The organism is Merdimmobilis hominis (genome assembly GCF_900104615.1).
GTDB classification, from domain to species: domain Bacteria; phylum Bacillota; class Clostridia; order Oscillospirales; family Ruminococcaceae; genus Merdimmobilis; species Merdimmobilis hominis.
Map to the genome: position 1 here is coordinate 2204764 of NZ_LT629939.1, position 22656 is coordinate 2227419.

The 22656-nt window shown below is 57.6% G+C and carries 20 protein-coding genes and 1 pseudogene; 18 read left to right on the top strand and 3 right to left on the bottom strand.

Features of this window, described 5'->3' with window-relative positions:
• Window positions 1-389 precede the first annotated feature (389 nt).
• From ruvC to BQ5353_RS10640, 17 genes and pseudogenes are all read left to right on the top strand, one after another.
• Window positions 390-905 (top strand): crossover junction endodeoxyribonuclease RuvC, encoded by a 516-nt coding sequence (gene ruvC / locus BQ5353_RS10560; RefSeq protein WP_054331659.1) that lies wholly within the window; start codon window positions 390-392, stop codon window positions 903-905.
• Between the two features lie 31 nt (window positions 906-936).
• Window positions 937-1539 (top strand): Holliday junction branch migration protein RuvA, encoded by a 603-nt coding sequence (ruvA, locus tag BQ5353_RS10565; protein WP_054331660.1) that lies wholly within the window; start codon window positions 937-939, stop codon window positions 1537-1539.
• Window positions 1540-1581: 42 nt separating this feature from the next.
• Window positions 1582-2640 carry a Holliday junction branch migration DNA helicase RuvB gene (gene ruvB / locus BQ5353_RS10570; protein WP_071428460.1) on the top strand — a complete coding sequence of 353 codons (1059 nt, stop codon included), beginning with the start codon at window positions 1582-1584 and terminating at the stop codon, window positions 2638-2640.
• Between the two features lie 11 nt (window positions 2641-2651).
• Entirely contained in the window at window positions 2652-4001 is a 1350-nt protein-coding gene (glmM, locus tag BQ5353_RS10575; protein WP_071428193.1) for a phosphoglucosamine mutase, read from the top strand.
• A complete protein-coding gene (locus BQ5353_RS10580; protein ID WP_054331662.1) occupies window positions 4002-4865 on the top strand; it encodes a class I SAM-dependent methyltransferase in 864 nt (287 codons plus the stop codon).
• Between the two features lie 11 nt (window positions 4866-4876).
• Complete coding sequence (locus BQ5353_RS10585) at window positions 4877-5755, top strand: energy-coupling factor transporter ATPase (RefSeq protein WP_071428195.1); 879 nt, start codon at window positions 4877-4879, stop codon at window positions 5753-5755.
• A gap of 15 nt (window positions 5756-5770) precedes the next feature.
• Window positions 5771-6550, top strand: a pseudogene (locus tag BQ5353_RS10590) (energy-coupling factor transporter ATPase); the annotation flags it as partial.
• 100 nt (window positions 6551-6650) lie between these two features.
• A complete protein-coding gene (locus BQ5353_RS10595; protein WP_233424516.1) occupies window positions 6651-7478 on the top strand; it encodes a phosphohexomutase domain-containing protein in 828 nt (275 codons plus the stop codon).
• Complete coding sequence (locus tag BQ5353_RS10600; protein WP_054331662.1) at window positions 7479-8342, top strand: class I SAM-dependent methyltransferase; 864 nt, start codon at window positions 7479-7481, stop codon at window positions 8340-8342.
• An 11-nt stretch (window positions 8343-8353) separates the two neighbouring features.
• Window positions 8354-9232, top strand: a complete 879-nt coding sequence (locus BQ5353_RS10605) for an energy-coupling factor transporter ATPase (protein WP_071428195.1) — start codon at window positions 8354-8356, stop codon at window positions 9230-9232.
• A 15-nt stretch (window positions 9233-9247) separates the two neighbouring features.
• Complete coding sequence (locus tag BQ5353_RS10610; protein WP_071428199.1) at window positions 9248-10117, top strand: energy-coupling factor transporter ATPase; 870 nt, start codon at window positions 9248-9250, stop codon at window positions 10115-10117.
• Entirely contained in the window at window positions 10110-10922 is an 813-nt protein-coding gene (locus tag BQ5353_RS10615) for an energy-coupling factor transporter transmembrane component T family protein (protein ID WP_071428201.1), read from the top strand. The genes BQ5353_RS10610 and BQ5353_RS10615 overlap by 8 nt, the downstream gene beginning before the upstream one ends.
• Before the next feature lie 4 nt (window positions 10923-10926).
• Window positions 10927-11700: a tRNA pseudouridine(38-40) synthase TruA gene (truA, locus tag BQ5353_RS10620; RefSeq protein ID WP_071428203.1), complete on the top strand. Its 774-nt coding sequence runs from the start codon at window positions 10927-10929 to the stop codon at window positions 11698-11700.
• An 18-nt stretch (window positions 11701-11718) separates the two neighbouring features.
• Window positions 11719-12921, top strand: coding sequence for a DUF5711 family protein (locus BQ5353_RS13090; RefSeq protein ID WP_054331663.1), 1203 nt, complete (start codon window positions 11719-11721; stop codon window positions 12919-12921).
• Window positions 12922-12931: 10 nt separating this feature from the next.
• Window positions 12932-13657 carry a CvpA family protein gene (locus tag BQ5353_RS10630; protein ID WP_054331664.1) on the top strand — a complete coding sequence of 242 codons (726 nt, stop codon included), beginning with the start codon at window positions 12932-12934 and terminating at the stop codon, window positions 13655-13657.
• Window positions 13658-13771: 114 nt separating this feature from the next.
• Complete coding sequence (locus BQ5353_RS10635; protein WP_074026331.1) at window positions 13772-14302, top strand: CDP-alcohol phosphatidyltransferase family protein; 531 nt, start codon at window positions 13772-13774, stop codon at window positions 14300-14302.
• A 204-nt stretch (window positions 14303-14506) separates the two neighbouring features.
• The gene (locus BQ5353_RS10640) at window positions 14507-16807 is read left to right on the top strand and encodes an ATP-dependent Clp protease ATP-binding subunit (RefSeq protein ID WP_071428206.1); all 2301 of its coding nucleotides are present in this window, start codon (window positions 14507-14509) and stop codon (window positions 16805-16807) included.
• A gap of 164 nt (window positions 16808-16971) precedes the next feature.
• Here BQ5353_RS10640 and BQ5353_RS10645 read toward each other — a convergent pair whose 3' ends face one another.
• Genes BQ5353_RS10645 through BQ5353_RS10655 form a run of 3 tightly spaced genes read right to left on the bottom strand, consistent with a single transcriptional unit; the run spans window position 16972 to window position 20964 of the window.
• On the bottom strand, window positions 16972-18309 hold the full coding sequence (locus BQ5353_RS10645) for an ABC transporter permease (protein ID WP_071428208.1): 1338 nt from the start codon (window positions 18307-18309) through the stop codon (window positions 16972-16974).
• Window positions 18296-20089: a COG1361 family protein gene (locus BQ5353_RS10650; RefSeq protein ID WP_071428210.1), complete on the bottom strand. Its 1794-nt coding sequence runs from the start codon at window positions 20087-20089 to the stop codon at window positions 18296-18298. The genes BQ5353_RS10645 and BQ5353_RS10650 overlap by 14 nt, the downstream gene beginning before the upstream one ends.
• Window positions 20086-20964 carry an ABC transporter ATP-binding protein gene (locus tag BQ5353_RS10655; RefSeq protein WP_071428212.1) on the bottom strand — a complete coding sequence of 293 codons (879 nt, stop codon included), beginning with the start codon at window positions 20962-20964 and terminating at the stop codon, window positions 20086-20088. The genes BQ5353_RS10650 and BQ5353_RS10655 overlap by 4 nt, the downstream gene beginning before the upstream one ends.
• A 455-nt stretch (window positions 20965-21419) precedes the next feature.
• Here BQ5353_RS10655 and BQ5353_RS10660 point away from each other — a divergent pair, with 455 nt between their 5' ends.
• Window positions 21420-22640 (top strand): efflux RND transporter periplasmic adaptor subunit, encoded by a 1221-nt coding sequence (locus BQ5353_RS10660; RefSeq protein WP_054331671.1) that lies wholly within the window; start codon window positions 21420-21422, stop codon window positions 22638-22640.
• The last annotated feature ends 16 nt before the right edge of the window (window positions 22641-22656 follow it).

Here is a 22656-nt window from a genome sequence, read left to right on the forward strand (position 1 = left end):
AATCCCTGACCCCCTGCACGTCAAGCAGGTGCTCTACCAGCTGAGCTAACCGTCCAAATATTTTATAACCTCATCGGCCAACGAAATGTATTATAGCTTATCTTTTCCTAAAATGCAAGCATTATTCACAACTTTCACGATTTATACAAAATAATTCCCCGATATATAGAAATTTTGTCGGAGAAAATCGAATGGTTTCCACCGGAAGAAGCTGATTTGTCGGCGGTGGAACTTGTGGGCTCCGCACATTTGTGCTATAATGTCCACAGGGTATGCCCATGGAAAACTGCCGTGGGGAAACCAGAAGATTTCGGGGGTTTCCGCCGCAAAAAGGGAAGAGCCCCGTGCTTTTTTCTCGGGCGGCCGCGCCCCCAGCAGAGTGAGGAACTATGATCGTTTTAGGAATTGACCCCGGCTATGCCATCGTAGGGTATGGGGTGGTAAATTACGACCGGGGCAGGTTTTCCACCATCGCCTACGGCGCCATTACCACCGAGGCCCACACCCCCTTTGAAGACCGCCTGCTGGTGATCTTTGAAGATATGTGCGCCCTTTTGGACCGGTACCAGCCGGCAGCGCTGAGCATTGAACAGCTGTTTTTCACCAACAACAAGACCACCGGCATCGCCGTGGCGGAGGCCCGGGGGGTGATCCTCCTGGCGGCCCGGATGAAGCACGTGCCGGTGTATGAATACACCCCCATGCAGGTGAAACAGTCGGTAGTGGGATACGGCAAAGCGGTCAAAGCCCAGGTGATGGAGATGACCCGTTCCATACTCGGGCTGGAAAAGATCCCAAAACCGGATGATGCCGCCGATGCCCTGGCCTTGGCGGTCTGCCACGCCCATGCGGCGGGTTCCATCCTCTCCAGCTCACGGCTGAAAGAGCGGCTGGAACTGCTGTAATCCATCTTAGGCGAGCAAAGGAAGATTTTGTATGATATATTCTGTCCATGGAAAACTGATCCACACCGAATCCGGGTTTGCCGTGGTGGAGTGTGCGGGAGTGGGCTATAAATGCCTGACCACCCTCTCCACCCTGTCCCGGCTGCCCCGGCTGGGGGAGGAGGCCACCCTCTATACCCACCTCAACGTGCGGGAGGATGCGGTGGACCTCTTCGGCTTTTATGACCAAGGGGAATTGAGCTGCTTTAAGATGCTCATCTCGGTGTCCGGGGTGGGGCCGAAGGCGGCCCTTTCCATTTTGTCCTCTATGAGCCCGGAGAAGTTTGCCCTCTGTGTAGCCACCGGCGATGTCAAGAGCCTTAAATGCCCTGGCGTCGGGCCCAAGATCGCTCAGCGCATCGTGCTGGAACTGAAGGATAAGGTCTCCAGCGAGGCGGTGGCCCAGGGCTTCCAGGCGGAGCTCCCCGCGGCGGCCCTGTCCGCATCCGGGCCGGCGGCGGAAGCCATCAGTGCCCTGGTGGTGCTGGGCTACAGCCAGTCGGAAGCCGCTGTGGCGGTAGGCCAGTGCGACCCCGCCCTCCCGGTGGAAGAGATGATCAAATTCGGCCTCAAAAAACTGGCCACCAATTTGTAAAGTGGGGAAAGGAGGCCTTCTCCCGTGAGTTTCACCAATGAAATGGACTTTGAAAACCGCATTGTCGCCCCGGAATTTTCCGGCGAGGACGGCGATGTGGAATATTCTTTGCGCCCCAAAACATTAAATGAGTATATCGGGCAGGAAAAAGCGAAGGAAAACCTGTCGGTGTTCATCGAGGCGGCTCGCCGCCGGGGGGAGGCACTGGACCATGTGCTGCTCCACGGCCCGCCCGGTTTGGGCAAGACCACCCTCTCCAATATCATCGCCAACGAGATGAATGTCAGCATCCGGGTGACCTCCGGCCCCGCCATTGAGAAGCAGGGGGATTTGGCCGCCCTGCTGACCAACTTGGCCCCTGGCGACATCCTGTTTATCGATGAAATCCACCGCCTCAACCGCAGCGTGGAGGAGGTGCTGTACCCGGCAATGGAGGATTTTGCCCTGGACATCATCATCGGCAAAGGGCCCTCTGCCCGGTCTATCCGCATCGATCTGCCAAAATTCACCCTCATCGGGGCCACCACCCGATCTGGGCAGCTGTCCGCCCCCCTGCGGGACCGGTTTGGGGTCATGCTCCGGCTGGAGCTTTATACGGTGGAGGAGCTTGCCACCATCATCCGGCGCAGCGCCGAGATTTTAGACATCTCCTGTACCCGGCAGGGTTCCATTGAGCTGGCCCGCCGTTCCCGGGGGACCCCGCGGATTGCCAACCGCCTCCTGAAACGGGTGCGGGATTTCGCCCAGGTCATCGGGGACGGGATCATCACCGATGAGATCGCCGCCCACGCCCTGGATCGGCTGGACATCGACCCCTTGGGCTTAGATGCCATCGACCGCCGGATGCTGACCACCATCATCCGCAACTACGGCGGCGGGCCGGTGGGGCTGGATACCCTGGCGGCGGCGATCAATGAGGAATCGGTGACCTTGGAGGACGTGTATGAACCCTATCTGATGCAGATCGGGTTTTTGACCAGGACCCCCCGGGGCCGGTGCGTCACCCATCTCGCGTATGAGCATTTGGGGATTCCCCAGCCCATCGGGCAGATGAAGGACTTGGAACAGCTCAATTTGATGGATCTCAACACCAACAAGTAAGGGGATACGACATGGGCAGAATTTTTGGAACCGACGGCGCCCGCGGGGTTGCCGGAAGAGACCTGACCATCCGCCTGGCTGCTGATATCGGCCGGGCCGCCGCCCTGGTGGTTGGCAGGAATGTGAAACGAAAACCCCGCATCCTCATCGGCAAGGACACCCGCATCTCCTCGGATATGCTGGAAAGCGCCGTCGCCGCCGGACTTTGCTCGGTGGGGGCGGATGCTGTTTTGGTGGGGGTCGTCCCCACACCGGCGGTGGCCTACCTGGTTCGCCGCTATGGCATGGACGCGGGCATTATGCTCTCGGCCAGCCACAACCCCTATGAATACAATGGCATAAAGATCTTCGGCCCCCAGGGCTTTAAGCTGCGGGACGAGGAGGAGGCCGCCATCGAGGAGATCATCCTGGACGGGGTCACCGAAATCCCCAGCCTATCCGGCGGGGACCTGGGCCGGGTGGAGCGGCTGGAAAACGCCCACGCCGACTATGTGGCCCACCTGGCTTCCACCGTGCCAGGCGGCCTCTCGGGCATGCGGATCGCGGTGGACTGCGCCAACGGCAGCGCCAGCGCCACAGCGGCAGAGCTGTTTGCCCAATTGGGGGCCGAAGCGGTAATCCTCTGCGACCGGCCCGATGGCCTAAACATCAACGAGGACTGCGGCTCCACCCATTTGGAGCGGCTGAGCCAGTTTGTCAAGGAGCATAGCCTTGCGGGCGGCGTGGCCTTTGACGGCGACGCGGACCGGTGCCTTGCGGTGGATGAAAACGGCGACCCGGTGGACGGGGACCAGCTCCTTGCCATCTTCGGCACCGCCTTGCGGGAGGAAGGGAGGCTCAAAGGGGACTGCATCGTCGCCACGGTGATGAGCAACCTGGGCTTCTTCACCTTTGCCCGGGAAAACGGTTTTGCCACTGATACCACCCGGGTAGGCGACCGGTATGTGCTGGAGAGCATGGTGAAAAACGGCTATTCCCTTGGAGGGGAGCAGTCAGGCCACATCATCTTTTTGGAATATATGACCACCGGGGATGGCCAGCTTTCGGCCATTCAGCTCCTTTCGGTGATGAAAAAGACTGGCAAGCCCCTTTCGGAATTGAAAAACCAGATGAAGAAATTTCCCCAGACGATGGTCAACGTGCTGGCCACCCCGTCTATGAAGGCGGAGTGGGATAACTGCGAAGCCGTTTTGGCAGCCATCGCCGGGTATGAACATACATTGGGCGGCCGCGGGCGGATTTTGGTCCGGCCTTCGGGCACCGAGCCACTGATTCGGGTTATGGTGGAGGGAGAGGAGCTCTCGGTCATCCGGGAGGCGGCCCAAGCCATTGCGAACGCCATTAAGGAGAACGTAAAGTAGATGAGAATTGCATCGGATTGGAAGGACTTTGAGGTGATCGACTGTTCCGGCGGCGACAAGCTGGAGCGGTGGGGGGAGGTGCGGCTGATCCGCCCAGACCCCCAGGTCATCTGGCATACCCCCAAGGGCCGGGAGTGGGAAAAGGCCAACGCCCACTACATCCGCTCCTCCAGCGGCGGGGGAAGATGGCAGGTGAAAAACATGCCGGTCCCCGAGTGGGAAATCGGCTATAAGGGGCTGCGGTTCCACATCCGGCCCACCGGGTTTAAACACACCGGCCTGTTCCCGGAGCAGGCGGTCAACTGGGATTTTATGGCGGAGAAGATCGCCTCCGCCGGCCGTCCCACCAAAGTGCTCAACCTGTTCGCCTATACCGGAGGGGCAACCTTGGCCTGTTCTAAGGCGGGGGCGGAGGTGGTCCATGTGGATGCCTCCAAGGGGATGGTCTCCTGGGCGCGGGACAACGCCAAGCTCTCTGGGCTGGAGGGGCGGCCCATCCGCTGGATCGTGGACGACTGCGAGAAGTTTATCCAGCGGGAGATCCGCCGGGGAAACCGGTACGACGGCATCGTCATGGACCCGCCCTCCTATGGGAGAGGGCCGGGGGGCGAGGTCTGGAAGCTGGAGGATCAGGTCTACCACCTGGTGGAGCTCTGTGGCCAGCTGCTGTCGGACAACCCCCTCTTTTTCCTCTTAAACTCCTACACCACCGGCCTTTCCGCCTCGGTGATGGAATACATTCTGGGCGTCTGCCTCACCCCGGGACACGGGGGCAAAGTCTCCTCCTCGGAGATCGGGCTTCCGGTCAAGCTGTCCGGCTACAACCTGCCCTGCGGCAGCACCGCCATCTGGCAGAAAGGTTAGGGGGAAAAGCCATGGAACAGGATGTCATTCTTTTGGCCGACCACATCTCCTTCCACTACTTCGACGACAACGAGAGGCCCATCCCAGTGCTCAAGGATTTGAGCTTGACGGTGAACCGGGGGGAGTTTGTGGCGGTTTTGGGCCACAACGGGTCGGGGAAATCCACCCTGGCCAAACACTTCAACGCCATTTTGCTGCCCGAGACGGGGAACTGTATCGTGGATGGCATCAACACCCGGGAGGAAAACCGACTTTACGACATCCGCCAGCGGGTGGGGATGGTCTTTCAAAATCCGGACAATCAGATCGTCGCCACCATCGTGGAGGAGGATGTGGCCTTTGCCCTGGAAAACATGGGCGTGTCCCCAGCCGAGATCCGCAAACGGGTGGACGACGCTTTAAAGTCGGTGGGGATGTATGAGTTCCGGGAGCACGCCCCCCACCAGCTTTCCGGCGGGCAGAAGCAGAGGGTAGCCATTGCGGGGGTCATCGCCATGCGGCCGGACTGCATTGTGCTGGACGAGCCCACCGCCATGCTGGACCCCCGGGGCCGGTGGGAAGTGATGCGCACCATCCGGCAGCTGAACCGGGAATTCGGCATCACAGTGGTACTGATCACCCATTATATGGACGAGGCCGCCCAGTGCGACCGGGTAGTGGTGATGGACGATGGCAAAATCCTCTTCAACGCCGCCCCCAAGGAGGTCTTTTCCCACGTAAAGGCCCTCCACGCCGTAGGGCTGGACGTGCCCCAGGCTGCCCAACTGGCGGATGAACTCATCGAGCTGGGGTATTCCCTCCCGCCGGATGTGATCTCGGAGGAGGAATGTGCCGACGCCTTGGCCGCCCTCCTGGACGGGGCGGGAATCCACCCACAACACCAAGCGTAAAGGAGGCTGCCTAGTTTGTCCATTCTGCGAACCGAACACCTCTCCTATGTCTATTCCCAAGGCACCCCCTTTGAGAAAATCGCCATAGAGGACGTAAACATCGACATCGAGGAGGGGGAATTTGTCGGGGTTATCGGCCACACCGGGTCCGGCAAATCCACCCTGATACAACACTTTAACGGCCTTTTGCGGCCCACCAGCGGCAAGATTTTTGTGGACGGACAGGATATTTGGGCAAACCCCAAGGAGATCCGCAAATTCCGCTTTATGGTGGGTCTTGTGTTTCAATATCCCGAATATCAATTGTTTGAGGAGACGGTCTACAAGGACATCGCCTTCGGCCCCACCAACATGGGCCTGACCCCCGACGAGATTGACCGCCGGGTCAAGGAAGCGGCCCGCTTTGTGGGCCTAAGCCCCATACAGCTGGAAAAATCCCCCTTTGAGCTCTCCGGCGGGCAGAAGCGCCGGGTGGCCATCGCCGGGGTACTGGCCATGCAGCCCAAGGTTTTGGTGCTGGATGAGCCCACCGCCGGCCTGGACCCCAAAGGGCGGGACAGCATCCTCTCCCAGATCAAGGAATACCACCAGGAGAATGGGACCACCGTCCTTCTGGTTTCCCACAGCATGGAGGATGTGGCTCAGTACGCCCAAAAGGCCCTGGTGATGAACAATGCCAAGGTGTTTCTCCACGACGATGTGGAAAAGGTCTTTTCCCACGCTGCCGAAATGGAGGCGATGGGCCTCTCCATCCCCCAAGTTTCCCGCATCTTTTTGGATCTGGCGGGCCGGGGGNCTATCCGGCGGGGACCTGGGCCGGGTGGAGCGGCTGGAAAACGCCCACGCCGACTATGTGGCCCACCTGGCTTCCACCGTGCCAGGCGGCCTCTCGGGCATGCGGATCGCGGTGGACTGCGCCAACGGCAGCGCCAGCGCCACAGCGGCAGAGCTGTTTGCCCAATTGGGGGCCGAAGCGGTAATCCTCTGCGACCGGCCCGATGGCCTAAACATCAACGAGGACTGCGGCTCCACCCATTTGGAGCGGCTGAGCCAGTTTGTCAAGGAGCATAGCCTTGCGGGCGGCGTGGCCTTTGACGGCGACGCGGACCGGTGCCTTGCGGTGGATGAAAACGGCGACCCGGTGGACGGGGACCAGCTCCTTGCCATCTTCGGCACCGCCTTGCGGGAGGAAGGGAGGCTCAAAGGGGACTGCATCGTCGCCACGGTGATGAGCAACCTGGGCTTCTTCACCTTTGCCCGGGAAAACGGTTTTGCCACTGATACCACCCGGGTAGGCGACCGGTATGTGCTGGAGAGCATGGTGAAAAACGGCTATTCCCTTGGAGGGGAGCAGTCAGGCCACATCATCTTTTTGGAATATATGACCACCGGGGATGGCCAGCTTTCGGCCATTCAGCTCCTTTCGGTGATGAAAAAGACTGGCAAGCCCCTTTCGGAATTGAAAAACCAGATGAAGAAATTTCCCCAGACGATGGTCAACGTGCTGGCCACCCCGTCTATGAAGGCGGAGTGGGATAACTGCGAAGCCGTTTTGGCAGCCATCGCCGGGTATGAACATACATTGGGCGGCCGCGGGCGGATTTTGGTCCGGCCTTCGGGCACCGAGCCACTGATTCGGGTTATGGTGGAGGGAGAGGAGCTCTCGGTCATCCGGGAGGCGGCCCAAGCCATTGCGAACGCCATTAAGGAGAACGTAAAGTAGATGAGAATTGCATCGGATTGGAAGGACTTTGAGGTGATCGACTGTTCCGGCGGCGACAAGCTGGAGCGGTGGGGGGAGGTGCGGCTGATCCGCCCAGACCCCCAGGTCATCTGGCATACCCCCAAGGGCCGGGAGTGGGAAAAGGCCAACGCCCACTACATCCGCTCCTCCAGCGGCGGGGGAAGATGGCAGGTGAAAAACATGCCGGTCCCCGAGTGGGAAATCGGCTATAAGGGGCTGCGGTTCCACATCCGGCCCACCGGGTTTAAACACACCGGCCTGTTCCCGGAGCAGGCGGTCAACTGGGATTTTATGGCGGAGAAGATCGCCTCCGCCGGCCGTCCCACCAAAGTGCTCAACCTGTTCGCCTATACCGGAGGGGCAACCTTGGCCTGTTCTAAGGCGGGGGCGGAGGTGGTCCATGTGGATGCCTCCAAGGGGATGGTCTCCTGGGCGCGGGACAACGCCAAGCTCTCTGGGCTGGAGGGGCGGCCCATCCGCTGGATCGTGGACGACTGCGAGAAGTTTATCCAGCGGGAGATCCGCCGGGGAAACCGGTACGACGGCATCGTCATGGACCCGCCCTCCTATGGGAGAGGGCCGGGGGGCGAGGTCTGGAAGCTGGAGGATCAGGTCTACCACCTGGTGGAGCTCTGTGGCCAGCTGCTGTCGGACAACCCCCTCTTTTTCCTCTTAAACTCCTACACCACCGGCCTTTCCGCCTCGGTGATGGAATACATTCTGGGCGTCTGCCTCACCCCGGGACACGGGGGCAAAGTCTCCTCCTCGGAGATCGGGCTTCCGGTCAAGCTGTCCGGCTACAACCTGCCCTGCGGCAGCACCGCCATCTGGCAGAAAGGTTAGGGGGAAAAGCCATGGAACAGGATGTCATTCTTTTGGCCGACCACATCTCCTTCCACTACTTCGACGACAACGAGAGGCCCATCCCAGTGCTCAAGGATTTGAGCTTGACGGTGAACCGGGGGGAGTTTGTGGCGGTTTTGGGCCACAACGGGTCGGGGAAATCCACCCTGGCCAAACACTTCAACGCCATTTTGCTGCCCGAGACGGGGAACTGTATCGTGGATGGCATCAACACCCGGGAGGAAAACCGACTTTACGACATCCGCCAGCGGGTGGGGATGGTCTTTCAAAATCCGGACAATCAGATCGTCGCCACCATCGTGGAGGAGGATGTGGCCTTTGCCCTGGAAAACATGGGCGTGTCCCCAGCCGAGATCCGCAAACGGGTGGACGACGCTTTAAAGTCGGTGGGGATGTATGAGTTCCGGGAGCACGCCCCCCACCAGCTTTCCGGCGGGCAGAAGCAGAGGGTAGCCATTGCGGGGGTCATCGCCATGCGGCCGGACTGCATTGTGCTGGACGAGCCCACCGCCATGCTGGACCCCCGGGGCCGGTGGGAAGTGATGCGCACCATCCGGCAGCTGAACCGGGAATTCGGCATCACAGTGGTACTGATCACCCATTATATGGACGAGGCCGCCCAGTGCGACCGGGTAGTGGTGATGGACGATGGCAAAATCCTCTTCAACGCCGCCCCCAAGGAGGTCTTTTCCCACGTAAAGGCCCTCCACGCCGTAGGGCTGGACGTGCCCCAGGCTGCCCAACTGGCGGATGAACTCATCGAGCTGGGGTATTCCCTCCCGCCGGATGTGATCTCGGAGGAGGAATGTGCCGACGCCTTGGCCGCCCTCCTGGACGGGGCGGGAATCCACCCACAACACCAAGCGTAAAGGAGGCTGCCTAGTTTGTCCATTCTGCGAACCGAACACCTCTCCTATGTCTATTCCCAAGGCACCCCCTTTGAGAAAATCGCCATAGAGGACGTAAACATCGACATCGAGGAGGGGGAATTTGTCGGGGTTATCGGCCACACCGGGTCCGGCAAATCCACCCTGATACAACACTTTAACGGCCTTTTGCGGCCCACCAGCGGCAAGATTTTTGTGGACGGACAGGATATTTGGGCAAACCCCAAGGAGATCCGCAAATTCCGCTTTATGGTGGGTCTTGTGTTTCAATATCCCGAATATCAATTGTTTGAGGAGACGGTCTACAAGGACATCGCCTTCGGCCCCACCAACATGGGCCTGACCCCCGACGAGATTGACCGCCGGGTCAAGGAAGCGGCCCGCTTTGTGGGCCTAAGCCCCATACAGCTGGAAAAATCCCCCTTTGAGCTCTCCGGCGGGCAGAAGCGCCGGGTGGCCATCGCCGGGGTACTGGCCATGCAGCCCAAGGTTTTGGTGCTGGATGAGCCCACCGCCGGCCTGGACCCCAAAGGGCGGGACAGCATCCTCTCCCAGATCAAGGAATACCACCAGGAGAATGGGACCACCGTCCTTCTGGTTTCCCACAGCATGGAGGATGTGGCTCAGTACGCCCAAAAGGCCCTGGTGATGAACAATGCCAAGGTGTTTCTCCACGACGATGTGGAAAAGGTCTTTTCCCACGCTGCCGAAATGGAGGCGATGGGCCTCTCCATCCCCCAAGTTTCCCGCATCTTTTTGGATCTGGCGGGCCGGGGGTACCCGGTGACCCCCAATGTCTTTACAGTAGAGGGCGCCAAACAGGAGATCCTCCGGGTTTTGGGGAAAGGGGGGAGCGCCCATGCTTAAAGACATCACCATCGGGCAGTATTTCCCAGGCAAGTCCCTGGTACACCGGATGGACCCCCGGATGAAGATCATCTTAGTGATCCTCTACATCGTCATGCTGTTCACCGGCGACAATGTGGGGAGCCTCATCGTGGGCATCTTCTTCCTGCTGATCGCCTACCCGGTTTCTAAAATCCCCATGAAGATGGTGGCCAAAGGGGTGAAGCCGGTCATCCCAATCATCCTCTTCACCGCTGTGCTCAACATGCTGTTTGTGGACGGCAAGGTGCTGTGGAGCTGGTGGGTGTTCAAGCTCACCCAGGAGGGCATCCAGCTGGCGGTGATGATGGCGGTGCGGATTGTCTGCCTTATCGCGGGCACCTCCCTCTTGACCTACACCACCAGCCCCATCGCCCTCACCGACGCCATCGAGCGCCTTTTGTCCCCCCTCAAAAAGCTGAACTTGCCGGTCCATGAACTGGCTATGATGATGACCATCGCCCTGCGGTTTATCCCCACCCTCATCGAGGAGACCGACAAGATTATCTCTGCCCAGAAGGCCCGGGGCGCGGACATGGAATCAGGCAGCATCATCGACCGGGCCAAGGCCATGATCCCCATTTTAATCCCCTTGTTCGTCTCGGCTTTCCGCCGGGCGGAGGAGCTGGCCCTCGCCATGGAGTGCCGCTGTTACCGGGGAGGGGAAGGGCGCACCCGGATGAAGCAGCTCCACCTGTGCGGCATCGACTTTGTGGGCCTTGCCTTTGTGGTGTTCTGCTTTGCCCTGACCTTGATCACAAACACCCTATTGCCCAGTATGTTTTAAGACTATGCGAAATTTACTGCTGACCATCCGGTACAAGGGAACAAAATACCATGGGTTCCAGGTGCAAAAAAATGCCCTTGCCGTGGCCACTGTATTTCAGGACGCGGTGGAGGCGGTGTTCCACCAGCGGCTGGACATCAAAGGCTGTTCCCGCACTGACACCGGCGTCCATGCCAACCGGTTCTGCGTCTCCCTAAAAACCGAGAGTACCATCCCCTGTGACCGGCTGGTCAAGGCGCTGAACATCAACCTCCCCTGGGATGTGGCGGTCCTCGCCTGCCGGGAGGTCCCCCTTGATTTCCACGCCCGCTACAACTGCAAGGGCAAGCGGTATGTGTACAAAATCCTCAACTCGGAGATCAAAGACCCCTTTTTGGAGGGGCTTGTCCACCAGCACCGCTACCCCTTGGATGTACAGGAGCTGAACCGGGCTGCCCAGGATTTTGTGGGCACCCACGACTTCAGCTCCTTTTGCAGCGCGGGCAGCAAGATCGAAGATATGACCCGGACCATCTACGCCGCTTCGGTGCGCCGGGAAGGGGATCTGGTCCTGTTCACGGTAGAGGGGGACGGCTTTCTGTACAACATGGTGCGGATTATGGCTGGCACCCTCATCGACATCTCCAAGGGGCTGATTCCCCCAGACGGCATCCCAGCGGTGATTGCCGCCCGGGACCGGGAGCGGGCCGGGTTTACAGCGCCGGCCTGCGGGCTTTACTTAGATGAGGTGTTTTATGAAGAAGGGGAGATGGCTCTGCCGTCCCCGGAAAGCAAATAGGCAAAGGAGGAAGTCGCCGTGGGCAAGCTGACCCAATTGGAAGAAGTCCGCCGGGAGCGGAAGCGCAAACGGCTGGTAAAGCGGATCACCGGTTTGGCGGTGGGATTGGCTCTGCTGGTTGGGGTTGCCTTTTTTTGGCAGCAGATTGCGGATTTGGATTTGGCCACCCAGGTGGAGGATCTGATCGCTTCCTTTGGCTCCGGTTCCGGCTACCCGGTGGAGACCCCAGGCGGTATCGTCAAAACCATGTTTGACGCCGACGGCCAGGTTGGGGTGCTCAATGACACCAACCTGTATGTCTACAACAAAAGCGGCAAGCAGGTGAAAAACATCCTCCACGGGTACAACAACCCGGCCCTGCGGGCAGAGGGAGGGCGCATCCTGGTTTTTGATCGGGGCGGCAACGGCCTGCGGGTGGAATCCAAGAGCAAAAACCTCTTTTCGATCACCTATGACAACCCCATCACCAGCGCCGATCTCTCCTCTGGGGGGAACCTGGCGGTGGCAGTGGGCTCCAGCCAGTACCAGGGCCAGGTCATTGTCTACAACAAGCGGTTTGAAGAGATCTTCCGATGGCTGTCCTCTGACACCGTGCTGGATGTAGCCCTCTCCGACAAGGGCAACACTATGGCTGTGGCCAGCGTCACCACTGTGAACGGGCAGATCGCCTCCACAGTGCGGCTGTTCAAGTTCAATTCCGAGCAGCCGGTGGCGGAGATCCCCCTCACTGGGGAACTGGTGGTTGCCCTGCGCACCGGGGACGGCGGGCTCTTCTATGCCGTGACCGACCAGGGAATTACCGCCATTACCTCCGGCGGCAAGGTGGAGGCCAGCTATTCCTTTGGCGGGGACCCTTTGGCGGCTTTTGACTGCTCCGGCGGCAAGGGAATCGCCGTGATGCTGGGGGATTTTAAGGAGAACCGAAGCCTGACCGCCTATGTCCTGGATGAAAAGCTGAAGGTGAAGGGCAGCGCTGTACTGAATGTCCGGCCAGAACTGCTGCGCCACGACAGCAAAGGCGTCTATTTCCTGGCGGACAACAAGGTCTACTGCTACACCAACACGATGGATCTGGTGGACACAGTGGACACCCCAGACGCCCGCTGCGCTTACATCCAGGGGAACCGGCTTTATTACACCACCAGCAAGAAGATGGACCGGGTATCGGTCAGCCGCCCCGAAAAGCTCCCCAAGGAGAGCAGTCCATCCAGCGCTGGATAAAGGAGGCAGTATGGAACAATACGTACCCATTTTATTGGATGTTCTGGTGGTGGTTGTCATCATCAGCATGGTCAAAGCCTCCGCCCGGCGGGGGTTTGTGCGCACCGTCATCCAATTTGCCGGCTATCTTGTCTCCCTGGGGATTTCCTCAGTGGTGAGCCGGATGGCTGCCATTTTTGTCTACGACTCCTTTGTGCGGGATGGGATTGTGGATTTCCTCTCCCGCAACATCCAAAATGTCACCGACCAGGAGATGGTGATGGAGGAACTGATCGCCGCTCTGGAAAGCCTGCCTGCCATCCTGCAAAGTGCCCTCTCCCAAGCCGGGGTGGATTTGACCAGCGCCCTTTACGGCCTCACCGGGGATTCGGTGGGGAAGATCGCCGCCGCCGTGGCGGACACGGTGGTGGGGCCTGCGGCCATCGGCCTTTTGCGGACCATCTTCTTTATCCTGGCCTTCTCCACCTGCATGCTGTTTGTCAAAAGCTTTGCCCGGCTGTTCCGGGGGCTGTACCGGGTTCCGTTGCTGGGCCCGGCCAATGCCCTGTTGGGCGGCTTGGTGGGCGGCCTGGAGGCGGTGCTGGTCCTCTATGTCGCTGCGGTGCTGGTCAGTTTGCTGCAAACCCTGACAGGGGATACCTTGCCGCTCCTCACACAAGAGGCAGTGGCCAGGACCTATCTGTTCCGGCTGTTCTTTGACCTCAACGGAATTATCGGGATATTAGGGGTTCAATAACGGGAAAAATGACAAATATCGAAAGGCATTGGCAAGATTTTATTGGATTTTGTCAATGCCTCTTTCCTTTTTCAGCAAGAATTGATATAATGTTCGGGAAAGAGGTGTTAGCCGTTGAGTATACCAAATATCCTATCCATCTTCCGTATGGCATTGGTGCCGGTGTTCCTCCATCTATATCTGAATGCCGCTACGGGCAGGGAATACCTGCTGGCCGCCGGAATCCTGGTGCTTTCTGCTTTGACCGATGTGCTGGACGGCTTTATTGCCCGCCGATATCATATGATCACCAAATTGGGACAAATTTTGGATCCTGCTGCTGATAAAATGACCTTGGCGGCAGTGACCCTTTCCCTTTGGCATAAAATCCCCGACCTGTGGCCGCTGTTTGCCATCTTTATCACCAAAGAACTGCTGATGGTGGCTGGCACGCTAAAATTAATGCACAAAAAGACCGACATCGCCGGGGCGAAATGGTTTGGCAAACTGTACACCGTCATTTTTTACCTGGTCACAGTCAGCATTGTGGCTTTCCCTAACTTAAACCACCGGCTGGTGTTTGTCATGCTGGCGTTTATGGGGATTTTCACCGTGTTTTCCTTTGTCATGTATGTTCCGGTTTTTTTGGAACTCAACCGCAAATAGGTTGCCTGGAGGGATGGGGAAAGCCCCGTCCCTCCTGTTTTTTCCTTGGCTGAGGGGAGAAGCAACAGGGGGAAAGAATTCTCTCCTAATTTTGTACAGAAAGGGAAGAATTCTTCATACCTGGTTCACAAACCCCCGCTATAATCAGATAGAACGCCAGAGTGCTAAAACACCCTGGTTTACCCTGCGAATGAGGTGTATGGTATGAACAATTTACTTTGCAGCCGCTGCAAAAAGCGGATGGCAGTGATCTTTATGAGCCGCATTGAAAACGGAGAGACCATCAATGAGGGACTCTGCCTCCAGTGCGCCAAGGAACTGGGCATCCCCCAGGTGAAGGACTTGATTGACAAAATGGGTATCACCGACGACGACATCGAGTCGATGAACGACCAGATGCTGGAGATGATGCAGAATGGCGACTTCGGCGGCATGAACCCGGAAGGCGGGGAAGAGGAGGACGGTTTTGAGATGGGCGGCGCCCAGCCGTTCCCCTTTATGCAGGGCTTTTTTGGAGGCAGTGACCTGCCGGAAAAAGTCCCCCAAAAGGAGAAAAGCGCAAAAGAGCCCACGGGGCGTCCGAAAAAAGAGAAGAAATACAAGTATTTAGACAATTACTGTGAGAATTTGACCCGCCGGGCCCGGGAGGGCGGCATCGACAACATCGTCGGCCGGGAGCAGGAGATCTACCGGGTGATGCAGATCCTCAACCGCCGCACCAAAAACAATCCCTGCCTCATCGGCGAGCCCGGTGTGGGCAAAACCGCTGTGGCCGAAGGGATCGCCAAGCGGCTGGCCAGCGGCGAAGTTCCCCCCCGACTGGCGGACAAAGAGCTGTACATGCTGGATCTGACCGCCCTGGTGGCTGGTACCCAGTTCCGGGGCCAGTTTGAAAGCCGGGTAAAAGGCTTGGTGGAGGATCTGAAAAACGCGGGCAATGTCATCCTTTTCATCGACGAGGTCCACAACCTGGTGGGCGCTGGGGATGCGGAAGGCTCGATGAATGCCGCCAACATCCTAAAACCCGCCCTCTCCCGCGGGGAGATCCAGGTGATCGGCGCCACCACCTTCAACGAGTACCGCAAACATATTGAAAAAGATGCGGCCCTGGAGCGCCGGTTCCAGCCGGTGACCGTCAACGAGCCCTCCATTGAGGATACCGTACAGGTGCTTATGGGCATTAAGGAGCACTATGAGCAGTTCCACCGGGTCAAAGTCGCAGAGGAAATTTGCCGCCGGGCTGCCGTCCTCTCAGAGCGGTATATCACCGACCGATTCCTGCCGGACAAGGCCATCGACCTGCTGGACGAAGCCTGTTCCTGTTCTGTGCTGGCAAACCAGTCCCTGGCCCAGTACGATGAAAGCAACCGCCGCCTCAAAGAGCTGATCGCCAAAATCAGCGATATGGAGCAGTCCACCGAGCCGGATTACGAAAAATTGGCCCAGATGCGGGCAGAGCAGCTCCGTTTGGAGGGCAAGATCAAAGAGATGGAGCCCCAGGCCCTGAATCATGAGGTGACTTTGGAGGATCTTGCCAAAGTGATTGAATTGTGGACCGGCATCCCAGCCAGCCGGGTGCGGGAAAGTGAGCTGGGTAAGGTAGCCCACCTGGATGAGGCGCTGAAAAAGCACATTGTCGGCCAGGACGAGGCGGTGGAACTTGTGGCCGCCGCCATCCGCCGCAGCCGGATGCAGATCAGCCCTCGCCGCCGCCCGGCCTCCTTCCTGTTTGTGGGACCCACCGGCGTCGGCAAAACCGAGCTGGTCAAGGTCCTTTCCCAGGAGCTGTTTGATGACGCCGACCCGCTGATCCGCCTGGATATGTCCGAATTTATGGAGAAGCACGCCGTCTCCCGGCTGGTGGGGTCCCCTCCCGGCTATGTGGGGTACGATGAAGCGGGGCAGCTCACCGAAAAGGTGCGCCGCAAACCCTACTCGGTGGTGCTGTTCGACGAGATTGAAAAAGCCCACCCTGACGTGCTCAACATCCTCTTGCAAATCTTGGACGAGGGCCGGGTCACAGACGCCCACGGCCGGGTGGTCTCCTTTGAGAACACCGTGGTGGTGATGACCTCCAACGCCGGCAGCGAGGTCAAGGAAGGGGTTGTAGGCTTCAACACAGTACCAGGCCAGGTGGCCAAGGACAAAGCCATGAAGGCCCTTTCAGGCTTCTTACGGCCGGAGTTTATGGCACGAATCGATGAGATTGTAGTCTTCCGCCCCTTGGACGAGAAGGACTTTGAGAAGATCGCCGCCCTGATGCTGGATGAGCTGAAGGCTCCCTTGGACGAAAAGGGGATCAAGTTTGACTACGCCCCGGAGGCATTGACCCTCATCGCCAAGGAGGCTTATGGCCGCCGCAGCGGTGCCCGGGATATCCGCCGGATCATCCGCAAACAGGTGGAGGACCCCATCTGTCTGCGCCTGCTGGAGGATTTGGACCATCAGCCCGCCCTCATCAAGGCGGTGGACCAAGAGGGAAAAATCGGCCTTTTGACCGCATAGACTTGTTTGGAAAGGGGAGGCGTCATGCCTCCCCTTTTTTCGACTGGTGAATGGGTCCCTCTAAAAATATGGGGGTGGGGGAAAGAAGCCCCCAACTTGCCTGCAAAATTCCGGACACAGAAAAACCTCCCGAGGAACTTCCTCGGGAGGTATCTTTTTATCGCTTAGTCGTGTTTGATGGCTTCCAGGGCAGAGATGCGCACCGCCCGGTTGGAGGGGAAGAACCCGGACAGCAGCCCAACCAAAGTGGCAAAGACAATGCCGCCCAAAGCGAGCCACGGCGGAATGATGGACATGGAGCTTCCGCCGCCTCCGCCCATCATGCCCCCCATGCCGCCCAAGCTGAACCCAAAGTAGTTGGACAGGAAGGAGAACAGGTAGCTGATGAGCACCCCGATGATGCCCCCGCAGAAGCCGATGGTCCCGGCCTCCAGCAGGAATTCGGAGCGGATATCGGTGACAAAGCAGCCCACAACCTTCATGACGCCAATCTCCCGGGTGCGCTCGTAGATGGACATGTACATGGTGTTGGCGATGCCCACAGCGGCAACAAACAGGGTCATACCGCCGATAATGCCATAGAACAGCTGTTGCTGCTGCACCCAGTCCTCCAAGGGCTTGCGCTGGCTCTCCTGGGAGTAGGTGTTAAATCCCATGGCCTGGATGGCCTCCTCCACTTGGCCCACCATCTTGATGTCAGTGCATTTGACCTTGGCTTGTTCGTAGCCCTTTTTCTCTTCCTTTTTCAAGCCGTTGGCCTTGTTGTAATCCGCTTCCATCCTCTTTAAGTCGTTGATATCCATAAAGATGCCGCGGCTGGTCTCATACCCTTTGCCCCAGTCCTCTTTTAGGATACCGGCAGGAGTGACTTTGTATTCATACTGCTTGGCCCCTTCTTTGTTGGTGTTGGTGCGGATGATCAATTTGTCGTGCATCACGTCCACAAAGGGGTCTTTGATCTTTCCGTTGGCGTCGGGGTAGGGGTCCACCCGGTTGAAGCCGGGCTTTTTTTTGTTGTCCCGGAACTCATATGCGGCATATTGTCCGAACACCACGGTATAAGGCGGGGAATTTTCGGTGAAGCCGCTGCCCTCCAGGTATTCATACCCCAAGTATTGCAGCGCTTGGGGGTAGACGCCCACCACATTATACATATTCATCTGGTAGCGGTCCTGCTTGCCCGAGACCATGAGCAGGTCGGCATTGGCGTTGTAGAAGGGGGTAGCCACCAATACGCCGTCCATGGCCTGGATTTGGGCCATAGCTTTGTCGTCCAGCACCGCCTGGTTGGCGCCGCCGCCGTAGTTGTAAATTTCAATGATGGTCAGGTCGCCCATGCCTTCCAGCATCTCTTGGATGCTTTGCTGGGCGCCCAGACCGAGGGAGACCATGAAAACCAGCATCCCAGTTCCCGCCACCACCCCGATCATCGTCAGGATGGTGCGCATTTTGCGGCGGGAGAGATTCTGGAGCGCCATGGTCATCAAATCATAAAATTTCATCCTCGTCGCCGCTCCTCTTCGCCTTGATCTTCTTCACCGTGACGAAGGCGGTCATACCGGTGATCACCGCGCCGGCGAAGCCCAAACCGATCTTGGTGCCATCTATCTTTTTGGGTTCTTCCGGGTTGACCGCAGGGATTTCCGGCGTCAGGCCGGGGTCCTCGGTGGGGTAATCAAAGCCCTGTACCATGGCCTCAAATGGCATGGAGACCTCTTTGATATTCATGTTGGCGTCCTCGTAGGTGATGACCACCTTGCCCTGCAAAGTGCCTGGCTCTTGGGGGGTGATGAAAAAGTCGGCGGAGTTTTCACTGCCGGATTCCATGTTGCCCACAAAGGACTTCTGACCGTTGTTGGAGACGCCATCGCACTGGAGCTCCGCGGAAACGTTATACACCACGGTGCGCCCTTTGTTGACAAAGTTGACGCTCAGGGACATTTCCTCCCCCACATATATGTAAGGGGAGACCTCGATGGGGTTAACTGAGAACCGGTCCACCTGGGAAACCGGGATGGCGATGCTCTCCTTAGAAGTGCTGCTTTTCCGGGCGTCGTTGGCGATGTATTGGAAGGTGTATTCGATATCCACGTTGTGGGAGCCGGGTTTGGCATCGGCCAGGGCGCGGAAATCGATGGTGCGGGTGATGGAATCCTTCCGGTTGAGGCCGGCGATGTAATAGGTGTTGGAGGAGCTGGCAATGGTCAGTCCTTCGCCAGTGCTGACCTTCATAATGATGTTTTCCAGGTCATAGCCGGGGCTGGTGTTGGTGAAGGTGATGGTCAGGGGGAAGGTCTGGCCGGCGGTCACCTGGGTGTCGCCATAGCTGTAGTTCTCCACAATAATGTTGGGCACCAGGGGGTCCAGCTCGGTTTCCTCATCTTCGTCATCCTTGTCCGGCTTTTTGACGTACTCTTCGCACTCGGGGAAGGTGACGCTGGCGTTGTACTCCACCTTTTCACCGTCTACATAATAACCGAAGGTAAATTTAAGGGTGTCGCCTGAGCCAGTATAACGCAGCCGAATAATGTCAAAGGAGAGTTTTACATTGCCATTATCATCACTGCCAATCGTTTTCCCCCGGATTTCGGTGCCTTTATTGACCGAGTTGCTGCTGACATCATCCTCCGAGACCTGCTTGAAGGAGCCGGATTGAATGATAATGTAGGGATCGGTAAAGGAGCTGGGGTTGTCACTATATGAGTAGTTGGGGTCGACGATATCCAAAAAGATGTTGACATCCCGGTTGCGGGTGATTTCGCTGATAGAAGACTGATCTCGGCCGTTTTCGTCCTTGCTGCTGGAAGAATAGCTTTGGTAGCGGCTGGCCTTCTGATATGTAATAATGGGGTCGCTGCTGCCGGAGGCCACCGTCTTTTGCTTCACTTTGGCAAAGGAAATCTTTTGGTCTTTGTCGCCTTCGCCCCAACTAGCATCACCCTTTTTGGTGATACTGTATTCGGTCCCGCCCAGCGTTACCGTTAGGATCTTGTTATCGGGATCAGAAAGGGAAAAGCCGATGTCGTTCCCCTCGCTGTTGTCAGGGAAGATGACCTTTAATTTTTTTTGACTCCAATCGGTAATTTTTAAGGAGTAAGTGCCCGTTTGGTCAAAAAAATTATCCATTGTCAGAGGGGAAAGCTCAGCGTCCCCTTTAAAGCTGTCGTCAAATACCAGCACAGGCGCCGCGTATACCAGGGTGCTCAGGGCCCCGGCCACCGTGCCAAGGATCATCAGCAGCGCCAAAAGCAGCGGGATGGCTCGTCTCAGGATTTTCTTCATGGTTTGATCTCCTTCTCTTGTGTATTCTCAGCCGACCCGCTGTCGGGCTCGGTTTCTGCAATAGGTTCAGGGGCCTCCTCCTGTTCTGGAGGCTGGGGAGCCTGCGCTGTCCCCGGCTCCTCTTGAGAGGCGGATCCCTCAGCAGGGCTTTCTTCCGGGGGATCCACAACCGTGCGGTCAATCAGTGAAACGTTGGGCTGATCGCTCACCACCCGGCCGTCGATCAAGGTGATGATTCGGTCGGCATATTGGGAAAGCTCCTGGTCGTGGGTGACCAAGATGAATGTCTGGTTGTTCTCCCGGGCCAGGCGGACCATCATCTCCATCACTTCGATGGTGGTTTTGGAGTCCAGGTTGCCGGTGGGCTCGTCGGCAAAGACGATGGCCGGCTTGGAGACAAACGCCCGGGCGATTCCGACCCGCTGCTGCTGGCCGCCGGACATCTGGTTGGGCCGGTGTTTGCACCGTTCCCCCAACCCCACTCGGTGGAGCATTTGAAGGGCCAATTTTTCCCGGGTGCGTTTGTCCACGCCGCGGAACATCAGCGGCATGCTGACATTTTCCAGCGCGGTCTGGGAATTGAGCAGGTTGTAGGACTGAAAAACAAATCCCACATTTTTTTGGCGGAACCGGGCAAGCTGGTCCTCACTCATCCGGGAGATGTTCTTTTTGCCGATGTACACCCCGCCCCGGGTGGGCTTTTCCAGCCCGGCCAACTGGTTGAGCAGGGTGGATTTGCCGGAACCCGAGGTGCCCAGGATGCAGAGGACCTCCCCTTTGTGGATCTCCAGATTGATGCAGTCCAAAGCGACCACCTTTTCAGACCCCAATTTATAAACCTTTCGCAGGTCCTTGACACGGATTATGGTTTCCAAGACGATCCCTCACCTCACAATACAAAACGATCTTCTCTTACTATAGTTCACCGGGCCTTCACAATTACTGCATCTATTTGCAATATTTTCTAGTTTTCCTGGGCGAATCAGCCTGCCGTTAAGGGATGCGGCCGCTGTGGGGATACCTTACCCCACAGGTGGGAAATCTGTTGTTTCCACACGTCCTCCCTCAGCGGGAAAAAGGACCCCAGGAAAAAATTGTTATCGGTTCCACTATAGCATACTTGGCCCTCCAATTCAATTCCAAGGCCAGGGGAAACAGAAATTCTGTCAAAAGAAAAAAGACAGTTTATAAAGTTTCTGACGATTTTCTTACGATGTGATGACATTGGGCAAATTCACAGAATATTGTTTGACTTCGACTAGTGGGGAGCATATACTATTGACATTGTGACGAGGACTATCGAGAACGATAAAAGAAAGCGGTGTATAGAGTGTCCAAATTAACCAAGGGTAAAAAGAAACTGATTGTCTTTGCAGCGGTGGCCATCTTGGCGGCAGCCGGAGTTGGCAGCTGCATGCTCAACTCCATGAACCAGACACCCATGCTCATGGCCTCAGGGGTTTCTATGCAGGAGATTCAAAGCTTCCTCTCCACCAGCGGAACCATCAAACAGGGCAACCTGGAAGAGCATATTATGGCGGCCACCACCGAGGTGGGCAACGTCTATTTTGAGGTGGGTGACGAGGTGAAAAAAGGCGACTTGATCGTCAGCTTTGACAACGCCGAGGCTATGCGGGAGTACAAATCCGCAGCTATCGCCTACGAAAAGACCCGTTTGGGACTGGATGAAACCGAGCGGAAGTACTTTGAGACCATGGAGGACATCGCAGAAATCGAAGACAACATGGAATTCCACAAAAAGAAGATGGAAGAATATGAGGACAGCACCGACCCCGACGAACGCGCCCTGTTTGAACGGTATCAGGCCAAATACGAAAATGCCAAATCCCGCAAAGAGGGCTTGGAGGACACCATCCCCAGCGAGGAGCAGCTGAAAATCGACCAGCTCTCCTTTGAAGAAGCGAAGATGAAGTTCGAAGAGGCCCAGGAGAAGGTGAACTCCCTTCCCGGCAATATTATCGCCGGCCAAGACGGCACCATCGAAGAGCTGAACGCCAAAAAGCTCAACACCATCTCCAAAGGCACGGTGGCGGTTGCGATCAAGACCTCCGAAACCCAGACGGTGGAGATGAGCGTGGGCAAATACGACATCGTCAAGGTGGCCCTGGGCCAATCCGCTGAAATTACCTTGGGCAACAAAACCTACCAGGGCACCGTCACGGAGATCGGCACCGCCGCGGATGAAAAATCCAACGTCAAGGTGAAAATTCAGGTGGATAACCCGGATGAAAGCTTTATCCCCGGCATGGAAGTGGACGTGGATGTACTGACCTACTCCACCCCCTCTGCATTGGCACTGCCGGTGGAAGCGGTCAAGACCGACCGGGGCGGGGATTACTGCTACACGGCGGAGCTGACCGACCCGGAGAAACAGATTTACCAGCCGGTGAAGACCTATATCACCCTGGGCAATTCCTCCGACCAATACATAGAAGTCACCGGCGGGCTGACCGAGGGCCAGCTTGTCATCGACAATCCGCCCACCAACATCGACAGCATCCTGGCTTGCATCATCAGCCAGCCGGCTTAACCACCGGCGGGAGGCG